Origin of the sequence: Oligella sp. HMSC05A10 (genome assembly GCF_001808335.1) — a bacterium.
GTDB lineage: Bacteria > Pseudomonadota > Gammaproteobacteria > Burkholderiales > Burkholderiaceae_B > Oligella > Oligella urethralis.
The window spans coordinates 62694-83958 of sequence record NZ_KV792844.1 but is presented as its reverse complement, the minus strand read 5'-3'; the positions used below and the strand labels follow the sequence as shown (position 1 = coordinate 83958).

The following is a 21265-nucleotide window of genomic DNA, read 5'->3' as shown; positions in this document are numbered from 1 at the left end:
ATAACATCTCAGGTTATCACATCTTTAGGGAAAATAATACTAAAGGTACTGCCTTTGTGCAGGGCACTTTCAATTTTGAGTTGAGCGTTATGGCGAAGCACAATATGCTTGGTGATGGCTAGACCCAGACCGGTGCCGCCAGAAGCGCGGGAGCGGCTTTTATCCACGCGGTAAAAGCGCTCGGTTAAGCGAGGAATATCCTGCGGCGCAACCCCTAAGCCAGTATCCTTGACGCTAAACACAGCATCCCCGTTAGCTTTGAGCCCCCAGCGTACCTGAATGCTGCCACCAGCCGGTGTATAGCGCACTGCATTGGTCATTAAATTGGTAATGGCTGACAGTAGTTCGGTTTGGTTACCAAAAACATTGAGTTCAGGATCAATCGCGTATGTAAACTCATGCTGACCATTGGACAGCGTTTCAGCTTGGGTTGAGGCAACATTAATTAAGGAGCTCAACTTGATGCTTTCGCCGCCGCTTAGTTGGCTGGACTCTAAGGTAGAGAGGGTCAGTAAATCGGCCACAATAGCTTGCATCCGATGGGCTTGTTCACGCATTAAGGTGCCGTAATGCGCAAGTTGCTCCTCACTTAGAGCATGTGGTGGTAAGTCATTAATCGTTTCTAAAAAGCCAATCAGCACGGTTAAAGGGGTGCGTAACTCATGCGACACATTGGCCACAAAATCTTGTTGTGCCGTACGTAGTCTTTCCAGGTGAGTAATATCTTGGCACAGCAGTAAAAAGCCGCGACTAGAGTGACGCGTTAATTCAAAACGCAAAATAATATCTTTATTATTCTGATGCGACTCTAAAATCAACGCTTTATTCCACTCGCCGCCTTTTGCATAGTCATAAAACTCGGGGAAACGCACGAGATTAAAAATATTAAAACCCACATCTTTGGTGGGATTAATGCCCAAAATCCTCATCGCTAAGGTATTTGCCCACTCAATATGGTAGTCGGGCGTTAGGGTAATCGCAGCATAGGGTAGTGCTTGAGCGGCGGAGAGGATGGTGTTACTGGTATGCTCTAGATTTTCTATATAGCGACTTTGTTGACGTAAATGTCGATAGATAGGATGAATGATGTCCTCATATAATCCCACATGCGGCGGCGGTGGCTCAGACGGCGTCTGAGCCCAGTTAGCGGCTTGTTTGTACTTCTTAAAATCTAGCAATAAGTAGATAAAAATACAGAGCGCATAAAGAAATATCGCCCAGCTTATCTCAAATTGCACTTGTAATAAAACAAAAAAAACCGTGAGAAGGGCAAAAAAGATAAGCCGTGATTTGAATCGCATCAATACTCCAGCGCTAAATTTCAATCAGAAGATAGGAATTTAGTAGTTTAGCTGATACTAATTGCTTTTTGTAGTAAAGCGATAACCGCTACCACGCACAGTTTCAATCATCTGATCATGTGCGGTGCTGTTTAAAGCTTTGCGCAGGCGACGAATATGCACATCGACGGTACGCTCTTCCAAGAAAACATGGTCGCCCCACACCTGATCTAATAATTGGTTGCGGCTATAAACCCGCTCTGGATGGGTCATAAAGAAGTGCAGTAGGCGGAATTCGGTAGGACCTAAAGCGATTTCCTTGCCATTGCCCTTGACACGGTGAGATACCGGATCTAAGTGTAGACCGTTGATCTCAATTTCATCGTCGGTCAATTGCGGCGCACGGCGGCGTAATACCGCCTTAATACGGGCCATCAATTCCTTAGGTGAAAAAGGCTTGGTAATATAGTCGTCGGCACCGCTTTCTAAACCCTCAACCTTGTCGCTTTCCTCACCTTTAGCGGTCAGCATAATAATTGGCACTTCCTTGGTGCGTTCTGTGTTGCGCAGTTGGCGCGCCATTTGTAAGCCTGACAGACCAGGCAGCATCCAATCAAGTAAGATTAAATCGGGCAGTTCAGCATCGATCAGTAACTTTGCTTGCTCGGCATCATCGGCACGTAATACCTTGTGACCAGCAAAAGTTAAATTGACGGCAATTAATTCCTGAATTGCCGGTTCGTCTTCAACTACGAGAATAGTGCTTGCCATAATGAAGTAAAATGTTAAAGTTAATAGGTTTTGATTCGTGCTAGCGGTGCTATTTGTATTGATATAGCAGCTTTGCCGATCATAACGATAGAATATGACATGTTTGTGACATTACGGAAAGAATACCATGGATACACAACCGCAAGCGCCTAAAAATACCTCTCAGACGTCAGTGAGCGAGGAGGTTTTAGGCCACGAGCAGAGCGTCACCGAAGGCCAGGCACCGGCCCAAACGCATTTCGGATACAGTACGGTGCGAGAGGATGAAAAGGCTGGCCGCGTGGCTGAAGTTTTCCATTCAGTGGCAGCCAAGTACGATCTGATGAATGATTTGATGTCAGGTGGTTTGCATCGCCTGTGGAAGAAGTTCACCATCGGCAAAGCCCGTCTACGTGAGGGCATGAAGGTGTTAGATATTGCCAGCGGTACGGGCGATTTAGCCATCGCGTTCGCCAAGCGGGTAGGTACCAGCGGGGAGGTGTGGCATACGGATATTAATAGCTCCATGTTGGCGGTCGGTCGTGATCGCCTGTTGGATCAGGGCTTTTTAGTGCCCTCCGTCGTCTGTGATGCCGAGCATTTGCCTTTTGAGGATAATTATTTTGATCTGGTGACCGTGGCCTTTGGCCTACGTAATATGACGCACAAGGATCAAGCCTTAGCAGAAATGTACCGCGTCTTAAAGCCGGGTGGCCGTTTGTTAGTATTAGAGTTTTCCAAGGTTTACAAGCCTTTGGCGCCGATCTATGATTTGTACTCTTTTAATGTTTTACCCGTATTAGGTAAGTACGTGGCCAGTGATGCTGACAGCTACACTTATTTAGCCGAGTCGATTCGCATGCATCCAGATCAGGAGACGCTCGCTGAGCTGATGAGAAATGTCGGTTTTGATCGCGTAAATTACAACAACCTGACAGCAGGTGTGGTAGCCTTGCATGAGGGTTTAAAACTTTAGTGATAATTGTCGGTCTAAGTACCTGCAGGATCATTTTTTTAAAGATTTTTTAAAAGGCTTTATGTTATGCGCAAATCATTTTCTCGCTTAGTAGCCGCTTTTACCATCGTGATTTCTACGCTGACCATGCTTGGCGTTACGATGGACGAAGCAGAGGCACGTCGTATGGGTGGCGGTAGTAGTTTCGGTCGCCAATCCTCTAATGTTATGAAGAATCGCACACCGGCGCAGGCGCCTCGTGCTAATCAACAACAAAGCGCCCCAAATGCTAATCAGGCCACGCCTAATCGTAGCGGTGCGGCAGCTGCTGGAGCCCAGGCTCAGCGTTCCGGTATGTCCCGCTTTTTGGGACCCATTGCTGGTATTGCTGCCGGTTTGGGTATCGCTGCCTTATTATCTAGCTTAGGTCTGAGCGGTGCCTTGTTAGAGTTTTTATCAAGCGCGATTTTAATTGCTCTGGTGATTTTTGCGGTGATGTTTGTGGTACGTCGCTTACGTGGCAATCAGGCTAAACCTGCCACTCAGGGTGCCTTTGGTGCACAGCAAGGTGCAGCACAGGATTTTTATAGCCAACGTGAGACACATGACTATACGCAACAACCGCCGCGCGCTCCAGGTGTGTTTAATCGTGCGCCGGAAGCGCAGCCCTCCGCAGCAGCGCAGCCAGTCGCTGAGTCGATGGAGAGTGCACAACCAGTCGATCCTTCGTGGTTTGTGCCTGCAGGTTTTGATACCATGACCTTCCTTAAGGTGGCCAAGGAGCAGTTTGTGCGTATCCAGGGCTTATGGGATCGGGGCGATGTGGAGCAATTAAAGGAGTTCTTGACAGAAGATTTGCTGACAGAGTTGAGCCCACAAATCCGTGAGCAGGCCGAGCAAGGGGCACACCCTACCGAAGTGGTATTGCTTAACGCTGAATTACTCGGCATGGAGCAGGTGGCCGGCGGTCATTTAGCGAGTGTGCGCTTCTCCGGTATGTTGCGTGAGGAGCCGGGTCAAGAGGCTTTCCGCTTTGAGGAGGTTTGGAATCTCTACAAGACAGCGGATAGTGGCTGGTTAGTTGCCGGGGTTCAACAAATCCCTGGGGGCTATGCGTCTTAGTGCCGGCGCTTTTCAGCGTGACTTGTTTTAGGTATAAAGGCTTCTTTTTTAAAGAAGCCTTTACCATTTTATCGGCTCGATAAGCTAAACTATCTTTTTTAATTTAATCGGGATTTGTATGCTGTCCTCCCTGTTTCAGCCAAAGTTGATCTTGGTTCGTTTATTTAATTCCTTGCTGCAGCAAGAACCTTGGGCGCAAGAGCGTATGCGGCAGTACCTCGGCAAGACAGTCAAATTTCAATTGCCGCTGTCTTCCTTGGTTTTAAGTATCAATGCGCATGGCTTAGTGGCTTTGAGCGAGAAGGAGGCGGTGCCGAATGTTATCGTCACCGTGAAGGCAGAGGATATGAGTGCTTTGCTACAGGAATTAAGTCGTGCTAAGCCTGGTAGTACGCCGGATATTAAGCGCTTGATGTCTTATGTATACATTGAGGGTGAGGCGGGTTTGGCAAATTTAGTTTCCGATTTGGCGCGTGATTTGCGTTGGGATCGAGCGTCGTATCTAGCTAATTTGATCGGACCCGTATTAACGTCGCATTTACTTAGAACCGAACGCCTGCTGTTGGAGCGGGGGCAAGCGGGTGTGAAGACTTTATTGAGAGTCGGCGCCGACAGTCTTAGCTATGATCAAGAAATTTTAGTGGCAAGCGTTCAGTTTAATGATCTGAATCGTGAGATTGAGGCCTTAGAACAGCGTTTAGGTGCCTTAGAAAGTACTTTGGCAAAGGGTCAATAGCGGAGTTCAGCATGTTTAGATTCAGAGCCTTTATTATTCTCTTTGTCATGTACAAATATGGCTTGGAGGAATTGTTGATCGATGCCATTCCTCAACGCCCTTTGTTACGACGCATTATCAGTTTATTTGGTAGAAAGTCTAAGTACAAAGAGCCGCGTGGCGTGCGACTACGTCTTGCTTTAGAAAGTTTGGGGCCAATTTATGTAAAGTTTGGTCAGGTACTCTCCACCCGTCCCGATATTGTGCCATTGGACATTGCTGAGGAATTAGTCGCCTTGCAGGACAGAGTGCCTCCCTTTTCCTCTGAAGAGGCGGTGGCAATCGTTGAGAAGTCACTGCGTAAGCCAATTGCGCAGTTATTTGCTCGCTTTGAGCGTGAACCTATTGCCTCGGCTTCAGTGGCCCAGGTGCATCGTGCCGAAACCCATGATGCAAAACAAGTGGCGGTGAAGATTTTGCGCCCCGGCATTATTAAAACCATTGAAAGTGATTTGGCTTTAATGCGTTCAGCTGCAGCGGTGGTACATTGGTTATTACCTGATGGGCGTCGCTTACGTCCTAAAGAGGTGGTGGCTGAATTCGATAAGTATTTACATGATGAATTAGATCTGCAGATTGAAGCCTCAAATTGCAGTCAGTTACGCCGTAATTTTGAACTCGAAGGACGTGAAAAACTGCTTAAGGTGCCCGAGGTTTATTGGCCACTGACCTCAAGCCAGGTGTTTACCATGGAGTGGATTGAGGGCATACCCATTAATCAGATGGCACAGCTTCAAGCCCAGGGTGTGGATATTAAAAAGCTCGCACGCGAGGGGGTAGAGATTTTCTTTACTCAGGTCTTTGATGATGGTTTTTTCCATGCTGATATGCACCCGGGTAATATCCTCGTGACCCAAGATATTGATGCTAGGGGTCGTTATGCGGCCTTGGATTTCGGGATTGTGGGTACCTTGTCCGAGTTTGACAAAAACTACTTGGCACAAAACTTTTTGGCTTTCTTCCAGCGTGATTATCGGCGCGTGGCTCAATTACATATTGAATCGGCTTGGGTACCACCAGAGACGCGCGAGGAGGAGTTAGAGGCGGCAGTGCGCGCAGTGTGCGAGCCCTATTTTGATTTGCCATTATCGGAAATTTCTTTAGGTGCGGTATTAATGCGTTTATTCCAAACTTCTAAGCGCTTTAATGTGGAAATTCAGCCGCAATTGGTGCTGCTACAAAAAACCCTATTAAATGTAGAGGGCATGGGTCGACAGCTCGATCCCGATCTGGATTTATGGCAAACTGCCAAGCCTTTTTTGGAGCGCTGGATGTATCAGCGTGTAGGACCTCAAGGTGTATTGCAAAAGCTTAAAAAGGAATCGGTGCATTGGGCTCAGTTATTACCAGAGGTGCCGCGCTTAGTGCATACGGCCTTGAGTGAGCAGGGCAATTTACCTAAAATCGCCGCGGAGCTAAAGGCACTGCGACGATCCCAAAAAAATAATCGTTTCCTTTTATATGTGATGGCAATATCTCAATTAGTCATTGCCGTGTTAGCTGTGATTTACTGGAGATAGTTATGAACATCCGCTTCGAACATAAGATATTAACTGTGGACGAGTGTTTAAAGGCCTTGGACGAGGGTAGGCTAAAGCGACCTTTAATCTTTACCAATGGGGTCTTTGATATTTTGCACCGCGGTCATGTCAGTTATTTGGACCAGGCAGCACAGTTAGGTGCTAGCTTGATTGTGGCGGTTAATACGGACGACTCGGTGAAGCGCCTGGCTAAGGGTGAGGAGCGTCCTTTAAATTGTTGCGAAGATAGGCAGGCCTTGCTAGCGGCGCTGTCAAGCGTGAGCGCAGTAACTCACTTTAGTGAGGATACGCCTTATCAGCTGATTGAACGTTTAAGGCCTGATGTGATTGTTAAGGGCGGTGATTATCAAATGCATTTGTTGCCTGAAACGACGTTGGTTGAGAGTTGGGGCGGCAGGGCAGTGGCGATTCCTTTTGTCTACGAGCGCTCAACCACGGCCTTGGTCAAAAAAATCAGACAATAAAAAACCGGTATCAAGATACCGGTTAATGTGTGCGTTCTGACTCGGGCGCCCCAAAGTTAGAACTTAAAGTTTGAGGCTACGGCGCCACGCAGTGGTTTGATATAGCTTTCTAATAGCACCTCGGATTCAAAATTGGCGGCATCCGTGCGCACAATACGATGCACTTCCATTAATGGGGCTTGACCAACGGTAATAATCAAACGACCGCCAATCGCTAGTTGATACTTTAATGAATCCGCCACAGTGGGTACCGAGCCAGTCACTAAAATGGCATTAAACTCGTTATTACCCCAGCCGGCACGGCCATCACCAACCTCTACCTGTACATTGGTGATGCCAGCTTGTCTTAAGTTTTTCTGAGCTTGGGCCGCAATGCGAGAATCAATCTCTACACTGTGCACCTGTCGACAGAGACGGCTTAGTAAGGCGGCTTGGAAACCACTACCGGTACCAATTTCTAGTACAGAGTCTTCAGGCTGAAGCTGTAATTCCTGAGCAAACAGTGCCTCCATCTTAGGGCAGAGCATGGATTCGCCGGTTTTGCTGCCGTCTACCTCAATCGGTACCTCTAGATCGGCAAAGGCAATATTATGATACTTAGGATCCATAAAGCGAGTGCGATCTAGCGCTAATAAGGCGTCCAAGACCTTATCGTCAAGAATACCCCAAGGGCGAATTTGTTGCTCAACCATGTTGTAGCGGCTAAGCTCTAGGGAATTAATAGGTTTATTCATACCCGACTCTCAATTATCAAACGTTGCGTGGGAACATCAATAAATTCTGAAATTGCTTAATTTTAACGCTTAAACTAAATTAAAACTAGGGATTTACCACCATTGATGGAAATGATGTAGGGGGCCATGACCTGAACCTACCTCCATCTCATCGGCACGCTCAATGGCTTTGATTAAATAGGCTTTGGCGTCTTTGGTGGCTCGAACAATATCATCGTCGCGGGTGGCGAGGGCGCAAATGGCGGCCGAATATGTACAACCTGTGCCATGGGTGTTTTTGGTGTTAATGCGCTGATTAGGTAGTTCGATCATTTGATCGCCGTTAAATAGTAAATCGACCAGTTCATTGTGCGGTAAATGACCCCCTTTAAGTAGTACCCAACGTTCATCAGTTTGCTTGAACAGCTGATGCAGCTTTTCCGCTAGTTGATACATTTGCTTCTTGGTCTCAGGGGTGGACTGTGAGGTTAAGATCGCCGCTTCCGGTAGGTTAGGCGTAATCATCGTGGTTTGCGGGATCAACGCCTCAATCAAGGTGGGTACTGAGGAATGCGGTAGCAATTGATCGCCACCCTTAGCCACCATCACGGGATCCAAGATGCAATGACGATGTCCCTCATAGGCGATTAGCTCTTCGGCAACCGCTTCGATCACTGGACTTTCACCAAGCATGCCCAATTTAATGGCGTCGATTTGAACATCGTTAAAAAGGGTTTTGAGCTGCAAACGAATAAACTCGGGCGGTACTGGCATCACCCCGGTCACGCCCTGGGTGCTTTGTGCAGTCAGTGCGGCAACCACCCCGCAAGCATAGGTGCCGAGGGCGCTCATGGCTTTAATGTCGGCTAAAACACCAGCGCCGCCAGAGGGATCAACGCCAGCAATTGATAAGGTACGTTGTGTCATATCGTGAAAATATCCATGATATTAATTTGATTTAATTCATCGCTTTTTAGAGCCTAGTATAATCTAAATATACAGTTTTTCTTAAGCATATAAAATAAAAAGGTAGGTTTAGCGATGGCTCAAAACACAACAGACAATAGTACAATCCCAGACCCTAGCGTAGCCGCTGCCCCCAAAGGCACGACTAGCGTAGGTAAAAAGGCGAGTAGCGCTAAGAAAGCGACTGCCAAAAAAGCGACTAAAGCGGTCAAAAAAGTGGCTAAAGCGGTCAAAACCACCTCAGCGGCCACTAAAAAAACTGGGGTAGCAGCTAAGACTGGCACAACGGCAGCTAAAAAGACCTCCACCGCAGCTAAAACCCGTCGCACCACGGCTAAAAAAGCTTCCCCTGCCACTAAGGCGCCAAGCAGAAAAGCACCAGCGACAAGACCAGCAAAGCAAGCCAAAGTCATCGAGCCAAGCAAGCTTGATACAGCTACGCCACAAAGCATCACTGACACCGATGATATTAAGGAAATTCTCGAAGCGCGCAAGGAGGAGTTGGAAAATAGCGTTGAGCGTCTTGGCAAGTTAATTGAAAGCATTGAGGGTGATACCTTATACGGTGACAGCCTTGACGAAACGCGTAAGCTCTTCGTAGAGGACCGCATTGATGCGAAGCATGATCGCCAGGTGCAAATTATTTCACAGTTATTAGGCGAAAAGCTGTCTGCGCCTTTTGATGAGCAGCAGGAGTTTATTCGTGATCTCTTAGATAGCCTGGCGGATGATGAGCGTCGTGATCTGGTGCGCGCAATTCGCTCAGAAAGACGTCGCATGGCCGCAGCACGAGCAGCCGAATATGATCGTGTATTAGCAGACGATTATGATGTTGAGGGTGTGTATCCCTACAAATACCTGATGTCACGCCGTAATTATGAGTACCAAAAGTACGATCTGCAAGTTGAATTGTTGAAGTTGCAGTCGTGGGTACAAGAGACTGGCGAGCGTGTGGTAATTATTTTTGAAGGTCGTGATGCTGCCGGTAAGGGGGGCACCATTAAGCGCTTTATGGAGCATTTAAACCCACGTTTTGCACGTGTGGTGGCTCTACAAAAGCCTACCGAGACAGAGTCAGGTCAGTGGTACTTCCAACGCTATGTACAGCACTTGCCGACCAAGGGTGAAATCGTGCTATTTGACCGCTCTTGGTATAATCGCGCCGGGGTGGAACGGGTGATGGGTTTCTGTACCGATGCGCAGTACATGGAGTTTATGCGTCAAGTGCCAGAATTTGAGCGAAACTTGGTGTCGAGTGGCATTCACTTAATTAAATTCTGGTTCTCGGTGAGTCGTGATGAGCAATTGCGTCGCTTTAAGCAACGTCAGACGCATCCCCTAAAGCAGTGGAAGCTATCACCGGTTGACTTGGCTTCGCTTGATAAATGGGATGATTATACTGCCGCTAAAGAGGCGATGTTCTACCATACCGATACCAGTGATGCGCCGTGGACTGTGGTCAAATCCAATTGTAAGAAACGGGCGCGTTTAAATGCGATGCGCTACGTACTACATCGCTTTGATTACGCAAATAAAGACATTAAGGCAGTAGGTAAAATCGATCCTTTATTGGTGGGTCGTGCTAATGTCATTTATGAAGCAGGTGAAAATGACTTAGGTGCTAAGTCGTAGTTTCATTGGCGGCTACCTAATGATTTATTTTGAAGTTTAAATTTATCGGGAGTTTTTATGGAATATCAATACGATCTTTTTGTTATTGGTGCAGGTAGTGGCGGCGTGAGAGCTGCTCGTTTTGCTGCTCAAGCCGGAGCAAAAGTGGCGATTGCCGAGTCTAAGGATTTAGGCGGTACCTGCGTGAACGTCGGTTGTATTCCTAAAAAGCTCTATAGTTATGCTGCCCAGTTTAATGAGGCCTTTAGCGAAGCTGCCGGCTATGGTTGGTCAGTGGGTGAGACTAGCTTGGATTGGGAGGTACTAAAGCGTCAACGTGCTCAGGAAATCACGCGCTTAAACGGTATTTACGATAATCTGATTAAAAATTCAGGGGCTGAACTGATTCGTGGTTGGGCCAAGTTGCTTGATGAGCATACGGTTGAGGTTGAGGGCCAGCAGTATAGCGCCAAGTATATTTTAGTTGTGCCTGGCGGTTGGCCGATGGTGCCCGACATGCCAGGCAAAGAGCATGTGATTACCTCCAATGAGGTGTTCGATTTACCTGTGTTTCCTAAACGCTTTTTAATCGTGGGTGGCGGTTATATTGCGTGTGAATTTGCCTCCATTTTTAATGCCTTAGGCTCCCAGGTTACCCAGCTTTACCGTGGCGAGCAGGTGTTGCGAGGTTTTGACGGTGATATTCGTCAGCATATAAGCGAGGAAATGCGTAAAGCAGGTGTTGATCTACGGGTTCAAAGCGATGTCGCCTCGATTGAGAAAAAAGCGGATCATTATCTGGTGCATCTCAAAAATAACGACACGCTTGAGGTGGATGCCGTGATGTATGCCACTGGTCGTGTCCCTAGAACCGCTGATTTAGGCCTAGAAAGGGTGGGCGTCACACTCGGTCAACGAGGTGAGATCCTGGTTGATGAAAACTACCGCAGTAATATCCCATCCATTTTTGCCTTAGGTGATGTCACCGATCGGGTTCAGTTAACACCTGTTGCGACTGGTGAGGCCATGGTGCTGGTGGATTATTTATTTGGCAAGGGTGAGCGTAAGCTGAGTTATGACAATATTCCGACAGCTGTTTTTACGCATCCTAATATTGGTACTGTGGGTTTGACCGAAGAAGAAGCGCATGAGCAATTTGATAAGGTGGTGATTTATCGTACCGATTTCCGACCACTAAAGCATACGCTTAGCGGCAGCAGTGCCCGTACCATGATGAAGCTCGTGGTGGATAAAGCCAGTGATAGGGTTGTGGGACTGCATATGGTGGGCGATGATGCCGGCGAAATTACACAAGGTTTTGCTGTCGCAATAAAGGCTGGTGCAACCAAAGCAGTTTTCGATAGCACCATTGGTATCCATCCGACGGCAGCTGAAGAGTTTGTGACGATGCGTCAACCGGTGACTGAATAAAGCAATTTTTTTCATCTATTAATTAAAGCTCCTATCTGTACGGAGCTTTAATTGTTTGCATGAATTGTTATTAACAAGGGAGCTTTTTATGAGAGATAGTATTCTTGGAGTGCTGGAGAGTATTGGCCTAGCTGATAACACCCTAGTCGTCAAGATTGTATTTCTTCTGTGTATTTTAACCATCACGGTTGTTTATTATTTTACGGCTAAGACCTTGGTCGATCGTATTTTTCGTCGTTTTTTACAGAAGACCAAAGGCTCCTTTTTACCGATTTTAGGGCAGTCAAAAACCCTGCATTATGTGTATTTAACCACCGTGATTATGGTCTTCCGTGCGCTCAGCGAGTTGTTGCTTGAGTCACAGGATGATTTTCTACGGTTGATTATGATGGTCGCACGGGTGTTGATACTGATCTTTTCGGCCCTTTCCATTGCCTCCTTTGTTGATGTACTAGGGCGCATGGCAAGACGTAATCATAAGTTGGACGCCTTACCGGTACAGGGTTTTCAACAAACGTTTAAATTAGTGATTGCGGTCATCACCATTATTTTGATTATTTCCGTGCTGATGGGGCAATCGCCGGGCATTGTGATCAGTGGTTTCGGTGCGATGACGGCGGTGTTGATGTTGGTGTTCCAGAGTCCGATTATGGGTTTTGTGGCAGGTATTCAGTTATCAGCTAATAACATGCTCAGAGTAGGGGACTGGCTTGAAATGCCCAAGTACAATGCGGATGGGGATGTGGTGGAAATCGGTTTAACCACGGTAAAGGTGCAAAACTTTGATAAAACGGTCACCACCATTCCAACCTCTGCTTTGATTTCTGATTCCTTTAAAAACTGGCGCGGCATGCAGGAGTCGGGTGGTCGCCGTATTAAGCGTCAAGTGTGTATTGATATTAATAGCATTCGTTTTATCGATGCTGAGGAGTTGCAAAAAATGAGCGGCAGTCGTCGCTTAGCGCAGTACTTAGTTGCTAAAAGTAAAGAAATTTCCGAGCACAATAAGGAGCTTGCTGCAGAGGGGATGGCACGCTTTTTGGATCAGCGCCATTTAACCAATATCGGCACCTTTAGGGCTTATATTGTGGCTTATTTAAAGCAGCACCCGAGGATTCATCAGCATATGACGATTATGGTGCGACAGATGGCAGCCACCGCTGAAGGGGTGCCGTTGGAGGTCTACTGCTTTACCAATACCACCGCCTGGGGCGAGTATGAAACGATTCAAAGCGATATTTTCGATCATATTTTTGCTGTTGCTCATGTCTTCGGATTGCGTATTTTCCAGGCACCCTCTGGTTATGACTGGCGCTGTGTAGCAGAAGCGACTCTGAAGCAAGCGGAAGAGCACGTGGAGTAGTTGTTTTGGGCTAATGGCTAGGCGCAGCGTGCCCGCTTATTAGCCCAAGCTTTATTTTATGTTATCGCTATGTTTTACCGATTGATAGTTAATTTGCGTAAACCTGGCAATCAGTTATGGTTAATGCCAACGGCCGGTGCCTTGTTGGCGTTGTTGATTGCCGCTGCCGCTGCTTGGGTCAATGTATTTGTGCCACCAAGCTTTTTGCCAGACATTGATTTAGATACCCTGCAGAGCTTATTGGATGTGATTGCTTCCAGTATGTTGGCGGTCAGTACCTTTTCTTTATCCATTATGGTGTCGGCTTTTTCCTCCGCCTCCAATGGTGCTACACCGCGTGCCACCGAATTGGTCATGAGTGATGATAATACACGGATGGCAATTGCTAGTTTTATTTCGGCTTTTATTTATGCCATTATTGCCAGAGTTGCGTTGGGACTGGGCTACTATGGACAAAATGGTCGTTTTGCCTTATTTATTGCCACATTATTTGTATTGCTGTATTTGATCATTACGCTGATTCGTTGGGTGCATACTTTATCGTTATTGGGGCGTTTAGCGAATACGCTGAGTAAGATTAAAGCCGCTACGCAAAAGCCCTTGCGTGAAGTGCGTCTACGACCCAACTTAGGCGCGACTTGGCAAGGCACCGTGGATGACAGGGCAAAAGCGCTGAGGCACAACAAGAGCGGTTTTTTAACCCATATTGATTTAGCCGGTTTACAAAAAAAGGCTGAAGATAGTGACTGCTATTTGCATATTATGGTGCGCCCAGGAGAAATGATTCTCCCTAGTACGGTGTTGGCCTTAGTGCAATTCAGGTCGAATGATGATAGTGAGCAGGCGCTAGCCAATATGAGGAGTTGTTTTGTGGTGGATGTAGCGCGCAGTTTTGAGCAGGATCCGGCATGGGGCTTTTTAGTGATGAGTGAGGCGGGGCAGCGCGCCTTGTCTCCCGCCGTTAACGATCCGGGTACAGCGATTCAAGTGATGTATGATTTGATGTCTTTACTGATTGAGGAGGTAGAGACAGATGAAGCACAGGCCTCGGACTCAGGCTTCGATCGCTTATCGATTGTCGCTATTGACTATCAAGAATGGTTGGTGGATGCTTTCTTGCCTTTAATGCGCGATGGTGGGCATATGCTTGAAGTGAATTTGGTGATGCAAAAGGTGTTGGCAGGCATTGCCCAGCATGCGCCTGAATCTGGTGTGCGTCATGCCGCAAAAGAGGTGGCGGAGGTGGCGCTTGAGCGCGCTGAAAAGGCGCTAGTATTTGATGCGGACCGGCAACGGCTGCGTGAAAAGCATGAGCGTCTTTTTGCTTGAGGGGGTGGGCTAATAGTTTATCAGACACCATAAAAAACAGTTCTATTTGATACTAACTCATTGATTCGTAGGGTAATGAAAAGCTGTCTCGACAAAAATGATGAATAAAGGAGAAAGTTGGGTGGCTTTTTAATTTTGTAAATTTATTAGTTCGTCGTCACGACCTCGGTTCGGACGGCGAATTTTTATTTGTACTAAAGCAATGATGTAAAACAGGGATAAGTACTAGCTTGCGAGCAGTTGGAAGGCGATGTACAGTTAGTTACTGTCTATTACTATATATTGGAATGTACACATAAAGGGGGCCCATGATCATACGAATTATTGATGTGATAAATGAGGTGATTGGGAAAATAGTGTCTTTCATAGCCATTATTTTTGCAGTCATCATTATCTATGAAGTGTTTATGCGTTACGCCTTACATCAACCCACCCGATGGTCATTTGATGTTACAAAGCAGCTTTACGGTTTTTATTTTATGATGTTGGGTGCTTATGCCCTAAAGCACCAGGCTCATGTGCGTGTAGATCTTCTGGTCCAGCATTTATCAAGAAGAGCGCAGAAATGGGTAGACATTGCTGGATACCTTATCTTTTTCTTTCCTTTTAGTTGGATATTCTTAACTCGCAGTTATGAGTTTGCTATGCGTTCAGTAGCACAGGCAGAAACTACTTATGGTGCTGTGCAATTGCCCATTTATCCACTAAAAATTTCGATGGTTGTTGCCGCTGCTCTGTTGCTTTTGCAAGGAGTGGCTGAAGTGCTTCGCCTGCTGTTTAAAAAGGATGTATAGCTCATGTCAGGTGAATATATTGCATTAATTATGGGTGGCCTACTTTTGGTAGGTTTATTTATGGGGCACCCCCTAGCTTTTGTCTTGGGCGGTGTTGCGGTATTGGGGGCGTTTATTGCTGGCAAGCCGATGGTCTTGGGTATTGTGATCAACCGTATTTATGGTGACGTGCTTGATAACTATACCTTAATTGCCATCCCTTTGTTTATTTTAATGGCACGATTTTTATCGGATTCAGAAGTCACAGATAAGATGTTTGAAGCCCTACGTCATTTGCTTTCACGCGTGCGTGGGGGCTTGGCTTTGGCTGTTGTGTTTTTATCCATGCTGTTGGCAGCAACGACTGGAATTATAGGCGCATCAATTACTGTCACTGGTATGATGGCATTGCGTCCAATGCTTAATTACGGCTATAGCCCGCGACTTACAACGGGTGTGATTGCGGCTTCTGGTTGTTTAGGTATTTTAATCCCACCGTCAATTATGCTGATTTTAATGGCCAGTTATTCACCTTTATCTATTGGTGAGTTGTTTGCCGGGGCATTGATTCCTGGTCTTTTACTAGGTCTGTTATATGCCGCATGGGTGGTGTTTGTTGCTTGGCGTGACCCAGCCAGTGCGCCGTCTGTGGAGCCTGAAGAGAAAATTAGTCGTGCTGAATTGACGAAGATGCTTATTATTGAAGCCGTGCCACCTATTTTGTTGATTTTGGGTATTTTGGGCTCAATGCTTCTAGGTGTTGCAACGGCCACCGAGGCTTCTGCCATTGGTTGTTTGCTGTCGTTTATTTTTGTGGTACTTCGCGGAAAGTTTCGCTGGCGGATGTTTTTGAGTGCGCTTTATGAGACAGGTCGTACCTCTGCAATGATTTTATTTATTGTGGTAGGAGCGACTGCTTTTACCGGGGTATTTAATATCACGGGCGGTTTAAGTGCAGTGCAGGAATTGATGCGAAGTCTGGATATGGCACCTTGGGCTTTGATTATTGTGATGTTATTTGTCGTTTTTGTCTTGGGTTGTTTCCTTGATTGGACCGGTATCGTGCTTTTATCTTTCCCGATCTTGTTACCTTTAGTTCAAGAAATGGGTATTAGCATTTTATGGTTTGTTGTGTTGGTAGCAGTGCTTCTTCAGACTTCTTTCCTAACGCCACCATTTGGTTACGCTTTGTTTTATTTACGGGCAATAACGCCTAAATCGATCCAAACGATTGAAATTGTTAAGGGGGTTATTCCTTTCATTTTCATCGTTATTTTAATGTGTATTTTATGCGCTATTTTCCCAGGTTTAATTACTTGGTTACCTCAAGTGTTATATGGGAATTAATTTATAAGATAAGGAGACAAAATGTCATTAATTAAAAAAACAGTACACGTATTAGTAGGAACTGCTATTTTGGGTGGCATGGGTTTAGCACAGGCAGCACCAAAAAAGTGGACGATGACCAGTACATGGCCAGCTTCTATTGAGTTGATTGAAACTGATAAGAAATGGGTGGAATTAGTTAATAAGCTTGCCGGCGATGAATTACAAATTGAATTCTTTGAGGGTGGCTCGCTAGTGCCAAGTGGTGAGGTTTTTAGTGCGGTAGAATCAGGCACTATTGAAGCAGGTGCAGATTGGCCGGGTTATTGGGCTGGTCGTAACCCCGCATTTTCTCCTTTAGCAACGCACTCCAGTTTGTTTAATGCAATGGATTATGCTAACTGGATTAATGAGTGGGGCGGTGCCGAAATGTATAATGAAATTTTCGGCAAGTATGGTATGGTGTATCTGCCATTTAATGTCACCAATAATGAATCAGGCTTCCATACAGTTGATCCTGTTCGTAATATCGACGAAATTAAAGGTAAGCGTTTACGCTTATCTGGCCTAGAACAAGGTCAAGTGCTTGAAAAGATTGGTGGTACCCAAGTTTCTATGGCGGGTCAGGAGCTTTATCAATCACTAGAACGAGGCGTAATTGATGGCGCTGAATTCTCAACCCCTAATGTTGATGTGTCTGCTGGCTTACATCAGGTGACTAAGCATTGGACTACCCCAGGTTGGCACCAATCGGCTTCTGTTTTTGGCGTGATGATCAATAAAAAGGCTTGGGATGCTTTAAGTCCTGCTACTCAGGAAAAGCTTAAGATTGCAGCTCAAGCCACGATGATGTGGGGTATCACTAATTCAGAAAAACAAGCACTTAAGGGTGTTCGTACCTTCCAGAAAGCAGGTGTAGAAATCCATCGCTTTAGTGAAGAAGACTTAGAAGCTATTCAGAAAGTAACTAACGAAGTGATGGTTAACGTTGCTTGCAGTAACCCTGATGCTGCTAAAGTCTACGCAAGTCAGATAGAGTATCTTCATGACTATAAAGATTGGCGTGAAATGTCTAAGCCTTTTAATTTAGGTCGTAGTATTGAGGGTCCAGATTTAGAGAAAATCAAGGCTTGCGCATCGAAGTAATTTTTAAAGGTTGGTCTTTTCATACATAACAATAAAGCACCTATTTAGGTGCTTTATTGTTAAGACTAAGTTCAGACTACAGTGTTGGCATTGAAAACTGAACCCCTTCACGAACTGATGCACTCGGCCAACGTTGTGTGATGGTTTTACGACGAGTAAAGAAGCGTACACCATCTGACCCGTACATAAATAAATCGCCGAATAAAGAGCGTTTCCATCCGCCGAAACTTTGATAAGCAACGGGTACTGGCAAGGGGATATTAATACCAACCATGCCTACCTTAATATTGTCACTAAAATATCGAGCTGCTTCACCGTCACGAGTATAAATACAAGTGCCGTTTCCGTATTCATGCTGATTAATTAGTTCCATGGCTTCTTCCATTGAGCTAACACGCATCACTTGTAATACGGGACCAAATATCTCAGCTTTATAGCTATCCATATCTTTAGTGACATGGTCCAAAAGCGTGGCGCCAACAAAAAAACCATTCTCATACCCTTCAGGCTTGGTATCAGTGCCGTCAACAACAAGAGTTGCACCTTGCTCAACACAACTGCGTATATGAGCGATAACTTTGTCTTTGTGCTCAGCTGTGATAACCGGCCCAAAATCATTGCTGGCGTCGTGGTAGGCGCCGATTTTCAGTTTCTCAATTGCTGCACTCAACTGAGCAATCATTTTGTCAGCAATTTCGTCGCCGACAGCAACCGCGACTGAAAGTGCCATACAACGTTCACCGGATGAGCCGAAAGCCGCACCCAATAATGAGTTAACGACATTGTCTAAATCGGCATCAGGCATCACAATTGCGTGGTTTTTAGCACCGCCCAAGGCTTGACAGCGCTTGCCATGAGCAGTAGCTTTACTGTAAATATATTCGGCGATGGGTGTGGAGCCTACAAAGCTGATAGCCTCTACATCTCTATGTTCTAGTAAAGCATCAACCGTTTCTTTGCTACCGTTGACTAAGTTAAGTACACCGTCAGGTAGTCCAGCCTTTTTCATTAACTCAACAACAAATAGGGTGGCACTTGGATCTCGTTCAGATGGTTTTAAAACGAAAGTATTGCCGCAAGCAATTGCTAGTGGGAACATCCATAGTGGAACCATCACCGGGAGGTTAAATGGTGTGATGCCAGCAACAACACCGAGCGGGTGGAATTGACTCCAAGAATCAATTTCAGAACCTACATTGCGGCTGTGCTCACCCTTAAGTAGTTCAGGGATGCCGCAAGCAAACTCAACGTTTTCAATAGCGCGCTGTAATTCGCCGCGAGCGTCATGGACAATTTTTCCGTGTTCCTCGCCGATTAAATGACAAATTTCATCTGCGTGATGCTCAAGAAGTTCCTTATACTTAAACATGATACGCGCTCTTTGTATGGGCGTGGTTTTGCTCCACGTTGGAAAAGCAACTTTAGCGGCTGCTACAGCTTGATCAATAGTTTTAGTATTGCCAAGCAGAACTTCTCTGCTGATAATCCCTTTTGCCGGGTTATATACTGGCTGGCTTCTCTCACCATCAGTTATTACTTGGCCGTTTATATAATGACCTACTTTTTGCATTGACTTCTCTTTGATTAAATTAAGTATTTATAAGTCATTGGAACCGCTTACCATAGTCCATGGTATAAGTTCAGCATTTCCTCTTTGGATGGTATGCGTGGGTTGTTATTAGGCGAACCTGATGCAAAAGCCTGTTCAACCATTGTTTCTACTACGCAATCAAACTTTGTTTTTTCTACGCCGAACTCAGCTAAGGTGGGCACTTGTAGTTCTTGATTTAAATCCTTCAGAAATTCAATTAGTTTTGCATTGGCTTGAGCAACTCCATCGTCCTCATTGGCAACACCTAAAGCCAAGGCACATTCTGCATAACGTGTTGCGGCCAATGGTATTGAGAACTCAGTGACTGAGGGGAGTAACATTGCATTAGAAAGTCCATGAGGTACATGAAAAAAAGCACCAATAGGACGACTCATACCATGCACTAAAGCTACGGATGAATTGCTGAAGGCAATACCAGCTAGGGTTGAACCTAACATCATTTTTTCACGCGCTTGTTCATCATTACCATTGTGATAGGCTCTTTTAATATTGGGGCCAATTAAGCGCAAAGCGGCAAGACATTGCTGATCGCTAAAGGCATTACGTTTTTGACTGACATATGCCTCAATCGCATGGCACATTGCGTCAATACCTGTGTCGGCTGTTGTACGTGGTGGTACACTGAGTGTTAAGCTGTAATCAATAATTGTGGCAATCGGCATAAATGCAATGCCAACGCAAAGCAACTTCTCATTGTTTGCTTCATCTGTGATAATTGTGAACTTTGTCGCTTCAGATCCAGTGCCCGCTGTGGTTGGAATAGCAATAATAGGCAGATTTTCTTCGTTTACTATGCGTGGAAATTTGTAGTCACCTATCACGCCCCCGAACTTTCCTAAAATGCCGATTGCTTTGGCGCTGTCTATGGGGCTACCGCCGCCCAAGGCAATCAGGCAGTCAAAATCACCGTTTTTTAATATGTTAACACCACCCATAATTGAGGTGTCAGTTGGCTCTGGGATGGTGTCGTCAAAGACTTCGGTAGTAAATTGTTGAGCATCCAAAACGGTTTGTATTCTTTTAACGTAGCCAAGTTGTACCATCATCTTGTCTGTTACAATCAAAGGCTTCGAAACTCCAAGGGATTCCATAATTGCAGGTAATCTCTCACAAGCGTTTTTGCCTACTTCCATAATACGCGGCAGGATAATGGTATTAGCCATACTTAGTCTCCTAAAGGATAGAGTAAGATATTAAATTTGGTTGGTTTTTATTTTTTATAGTGATACGATTTGTATCGTTATAATTGTATTTTATGGTAATTATGTTAGGAATAGATCTAGGGGTTATTCTAGGTTTTTAACGACAGCGTTGATGCAAGGGGTCGCCTCGGTGAAAAGAAAAAAGGGTTCTAGTGTTGAACGGGTAATGCAGATTATAGAGATGGTTGCTGAGGCTCCTCGTCCAGTCAGCCCGGCCGAACTTGCTTTAGAATTGGATATTCCTAAACCCAGTATTCACCGCCTTGTCAATCAATTACAAGAAGAAGGTTTTTTAACCTTAGATGTGCAAGGTGGGGTGATTTGTGGTCATCGAACTCATAAGTTGATGATGAGTTTACTAAAAAGTAATTTTATTTATAAAACAGAGCGTCAAGCTGTTTTGCAAAAACTCAGCAATAAAATTCAGGAAACGGTGGGGATTGCATTTATCCAGGATTTAGAGATTGTTTATATGGATAGGGTGTTATCCAATTGGCCTTTGCAAATTAATATACCTGAGGGTCATCGAATACCAATATGGGCTAGTGCTAGTGGTAAGCTGCTTTTGTCCTATATGTCGGTAGCACAGCAAAAAAAAATTATTGATAGTATGCCAATACGTGTTTTGACAAAAAACACAATTATCGATAAGGATGAACTGATTAACTGTCTGAAACACACGAATAAAAATGGCTATGGGGTGGATAATGAAGAGTTTATCCCTGGTATGGTGGCATGCTCTGTACCTGTACCTAATGGTGATAAAACACCCTTCGCAACGATTTTTACTCATGCACCCACTGTCAGAAAATCAATGGATGAACTGCTCAGCTATTTAGATGATATGCATTTAGCTGCGGCTGAGCTCGCCGCTATTTTTGCCAGATTAGAAAAAGATAGTTAGGA

At 45.5% G+C, this 21265-nt stretch carries 19 protein-coding genes; 13 read left to right on the top strand and 6 right to left on the bottom strand.

The window, feature by feature from the left end; translation table 11 throughout:
• Positions 1–8: 8 nt before the first annotated feature.
• A complete protein-coding gene (phoR, locus tag HMPREF3144_RS00365) occupies positions 9–1301 on the bottom strand; it encodes a phosphate regulon sensor histidine kinase PhoR (protein WP_018025881.1) in 1293 nt (430 codons plus the stop codon).
• A 57-nt stretch (positions 1302–1358) separates the two neighbouring features.
• Positions 1359–2051 carry a phosphate regulon transcriptional regulator PhoB gene (phoB, locus tag HMPREF3144_RS00360; protein ID WP_048768008.1) on the bottom strand — a complete coding sequence of 231 codons (693 nt, stop codon included), beginning with the start codon at positions 2049–2051 and terminating at the stop codon, positions 1359–1361.
• Between the two features lie 127 nt (positions 2052–2178).
• Between phoB and ubiE the strand changes: the two genes are divergently transcribed.
• The 5 genes from ubiE to rfaE2 all read left to right on the top strand — a co-directional run bounded on the left by ubiE (position 2179) and on the right by rfaE2 (position 6887).
• Entirely contained in the window at positions 2179–3006 is an 828-nt protein-coding gene (gene ubiE / locus HMPREF3144_RS00355; protein ID WP_246823817.1) for a bifunctional demethylmenaquinone methyltransferase/2-methoxy-6-polyprenyl-1,4-benzoquinol methylase UbiE, read from the top strand.
• Between the two features lie 66 nt (positions 3007–3072).
• A complete protein-coding gene (locus HMPREF3144_RS00350) occupies positions 3073–4107 on the top strand; it encodes a Tim44 domain-containing protein (protein WP_070475601.1) in 1035 nt (344 codons plus the stop codon).
• Positions 4108–4258: 151 nt separating this feature from the next.
• Entirely contained in the window at positions 4259–4843 is a 585-nt protein-coding gene (locus HMPREF3144_RS00345; RefSeq protein ID WP_231552474.1) for a ubiquinone biosynthesis accessory factor UbiJ, read from the top strand.
• Between the two features lie 11 nt (positions 4844–4854).
• Positions 4855–6402: a ubiquinone biosynthesis regulatory protein kinase UbiB gene (gene ubiB / locus HMPREF3144_RS00340; RefSeq protein WP_036558011.1), complete on the top strand. Its 1548-nt coding sequence runs from the start codon at positions 4855–4857 to the stop codon at positions 6400–6402.
• A gap of 2 nt (positions 6403–6404) precedes the next feature.
• Positions 6405–6887, top strand: coding sequence for a D-glycero-beta-D-manno-heptose 1-phosphate adenylyltransferase (rfaE2, locus tag HMPREF3144_RS00335; protein ID WP_018025875.1), 483 nt, complete (start codon positions 6405–6407; stop codon positions 6885–6887).
• Between the two features lie 56 nt (positions 6888–6943).
• Here the strand turns inward: rfaE2 and HMPREF3144_RS00330 are convergent, their stop codons facing one another.
• Together HMPREF3144_RS00330 and thiD are read right to left on the bottom strand one after the other, a co-directional pair.
• The gene (locus HMPREF3144_RS00330) at positions 6944–7621 is read right to left on the bottom strand and encodes a protein-L-isoaspartate O-methyltransferase family protein (protein ID WP_018025874.1); all 678 of its coding nucleotides are present in this window, start codon (positions 7619–7621) and stop codon (positions 6944–6946) included.
• A gap of 93 nt (positions 7622–7714) precedes the next feature.
• The gene (gene thiD, locus HMPREF3144_RS00325) at positions 7715–8527 is read right to left on the bottom strand and encodes a bifunctional hydroxymethylpyrimidine kinase/phosphomethylpyrimidine kinase (protein WP_018025873.1); all 813 of its coding nucleotides are present in this window, start codon (positions 8525–8527) and stop codon (positions 7715–7717) included.
• A 114-nt stretch (positions 8528–8641) separates the two neighbouring features.
• Between thiD and ppk2 the strand changes: the two genes are divergently transcribed.
• The 7 genes from ppk2 (at position 8642) to dctP (ending at position 17545) form a co-directional block, all read left to right on the top strand.
• A complete protein-coding gene (ppk2, locus tag HMPREF3144_RS00320) occupies positions 8642–10198 on the top strand; it encodes a polyphosphate kinase 2 (RefSeq protein WP_018025872.1) in 1557 nt (518 codons plus the stop codon).
• Between the two features lie 57 nt (positions 10199–10255).
• Positions 10256–11608, top strand: coding sequence for a glutathione-disulfide reductase (gene gorA, locus HMPREF3144_RS00315; RefSeq protein WP_070475598.1), 1353 nt, complete (start codon positions 10256–10258; stop codon positions 11606–11608).
• 88 nt (positions 11609–11696) lie between these two features.
• Positions 11697–12971, top strand: coding sequence for a mechanosensitive ion channel family protein (locus HMPREF3144_RS00310; protein WP_018025870.1), 1275 nt, complete (start codon positions 11697–11699; stop codon positions 12969–12971).
• A 69-nt stretch (positions 12972–13040) separates the two neighbouring features.
• On the top strand, positions 13041–14300 hold the full coding sequence (locus tag HMPREF3144_RS00305) for a DUF2254 domain-containing protein (protein WP_048766769.1): 1260 nt from the start codon (positions 13041–13043) through the stop codon (positions 14298–14300).
• Between the two features lie 308 nt (positions 14301–14608).
• Positions 14609–15094: a TRAP transporter small permease subunit gene (locus HMPREF3144_RS00300; protein WP_018025868.1), complete on the top strand. Its 486-nt coding sequence runs from the start codon at positions 14609–14611 to the stop codon at positions 15092–15094.
• 3 nt (positions 15095–15097) lie between these two features.
• On the top strand, positions 15098–16420 hold the full coding sequence (locus HMPREF3144_RS00295) for a TRAP transporter large permease (protein ID WP_018025867.1): 1323 nt from the start codon (positions 15098–15100) through the stop codon (positions 16418–16420).
• 21 nt (positions 16421–16441) lie between these two features.
• The gene (gene dctP / locus HMPREF3144_RS00290; RefSeq protein WP_018025866.1) at positions 16442–17545 is read left to right on the top strand and encodes a TRAP transporter substrate-binding protein DctP; all 1104 of its coding nucleotides are present in this window, start codon (positions 16442–16444) and stop codon (positions 17543–17545) included.
• A gap of 76 nt (positions 17546–17621) precedes the next feature.
• Here the strand turns inward: dctP and HMPREF3144_RS00285 are convergent, their stop codons facing one another.
• Positions 17622–19115, bottom strand: a complete 1494-nt coding sequence (locus HMPREF3144_RS00285; protein WP_070475594.1) for a CoA-acylating methylmalonate-semialdehyde dehydrogenase — start codon at positions 19113–19115, stop codon at positions 17622–17624.
• A 47-nt stretch (positions 19116–19162) separates the two neighbouring features.
• Positions 19163–20320: an iron-containing alcohol dehydrogenase gene (locus HMPREF3144_RS00280; RefSeq protein WP_018025864.1), complete on the bottom strand. Its 1158-nt coding sequence runs from the start codon at positions 20318–20320 to the stop codon at positions 19163–19165.
• 169 nt (positions 20321–20489) lie between these two features.
• Here HMPREF3144_RS00280 and HMPREF3144_RS00275 point away from each other — a divergent pair, with 169 nt between their 5' ends.
• Positions 20490–21263, top strand: coding sequence for an IclR family transcriptional regulator (locus HMPREF3144_RS00275; protein ID WP_208854079.1), 774 nt, complete (start codon positions 20490–20492; stop codon positions 21261–21263).
• Positions 21264–21265 lie beyond the last annotated feature (2 nt).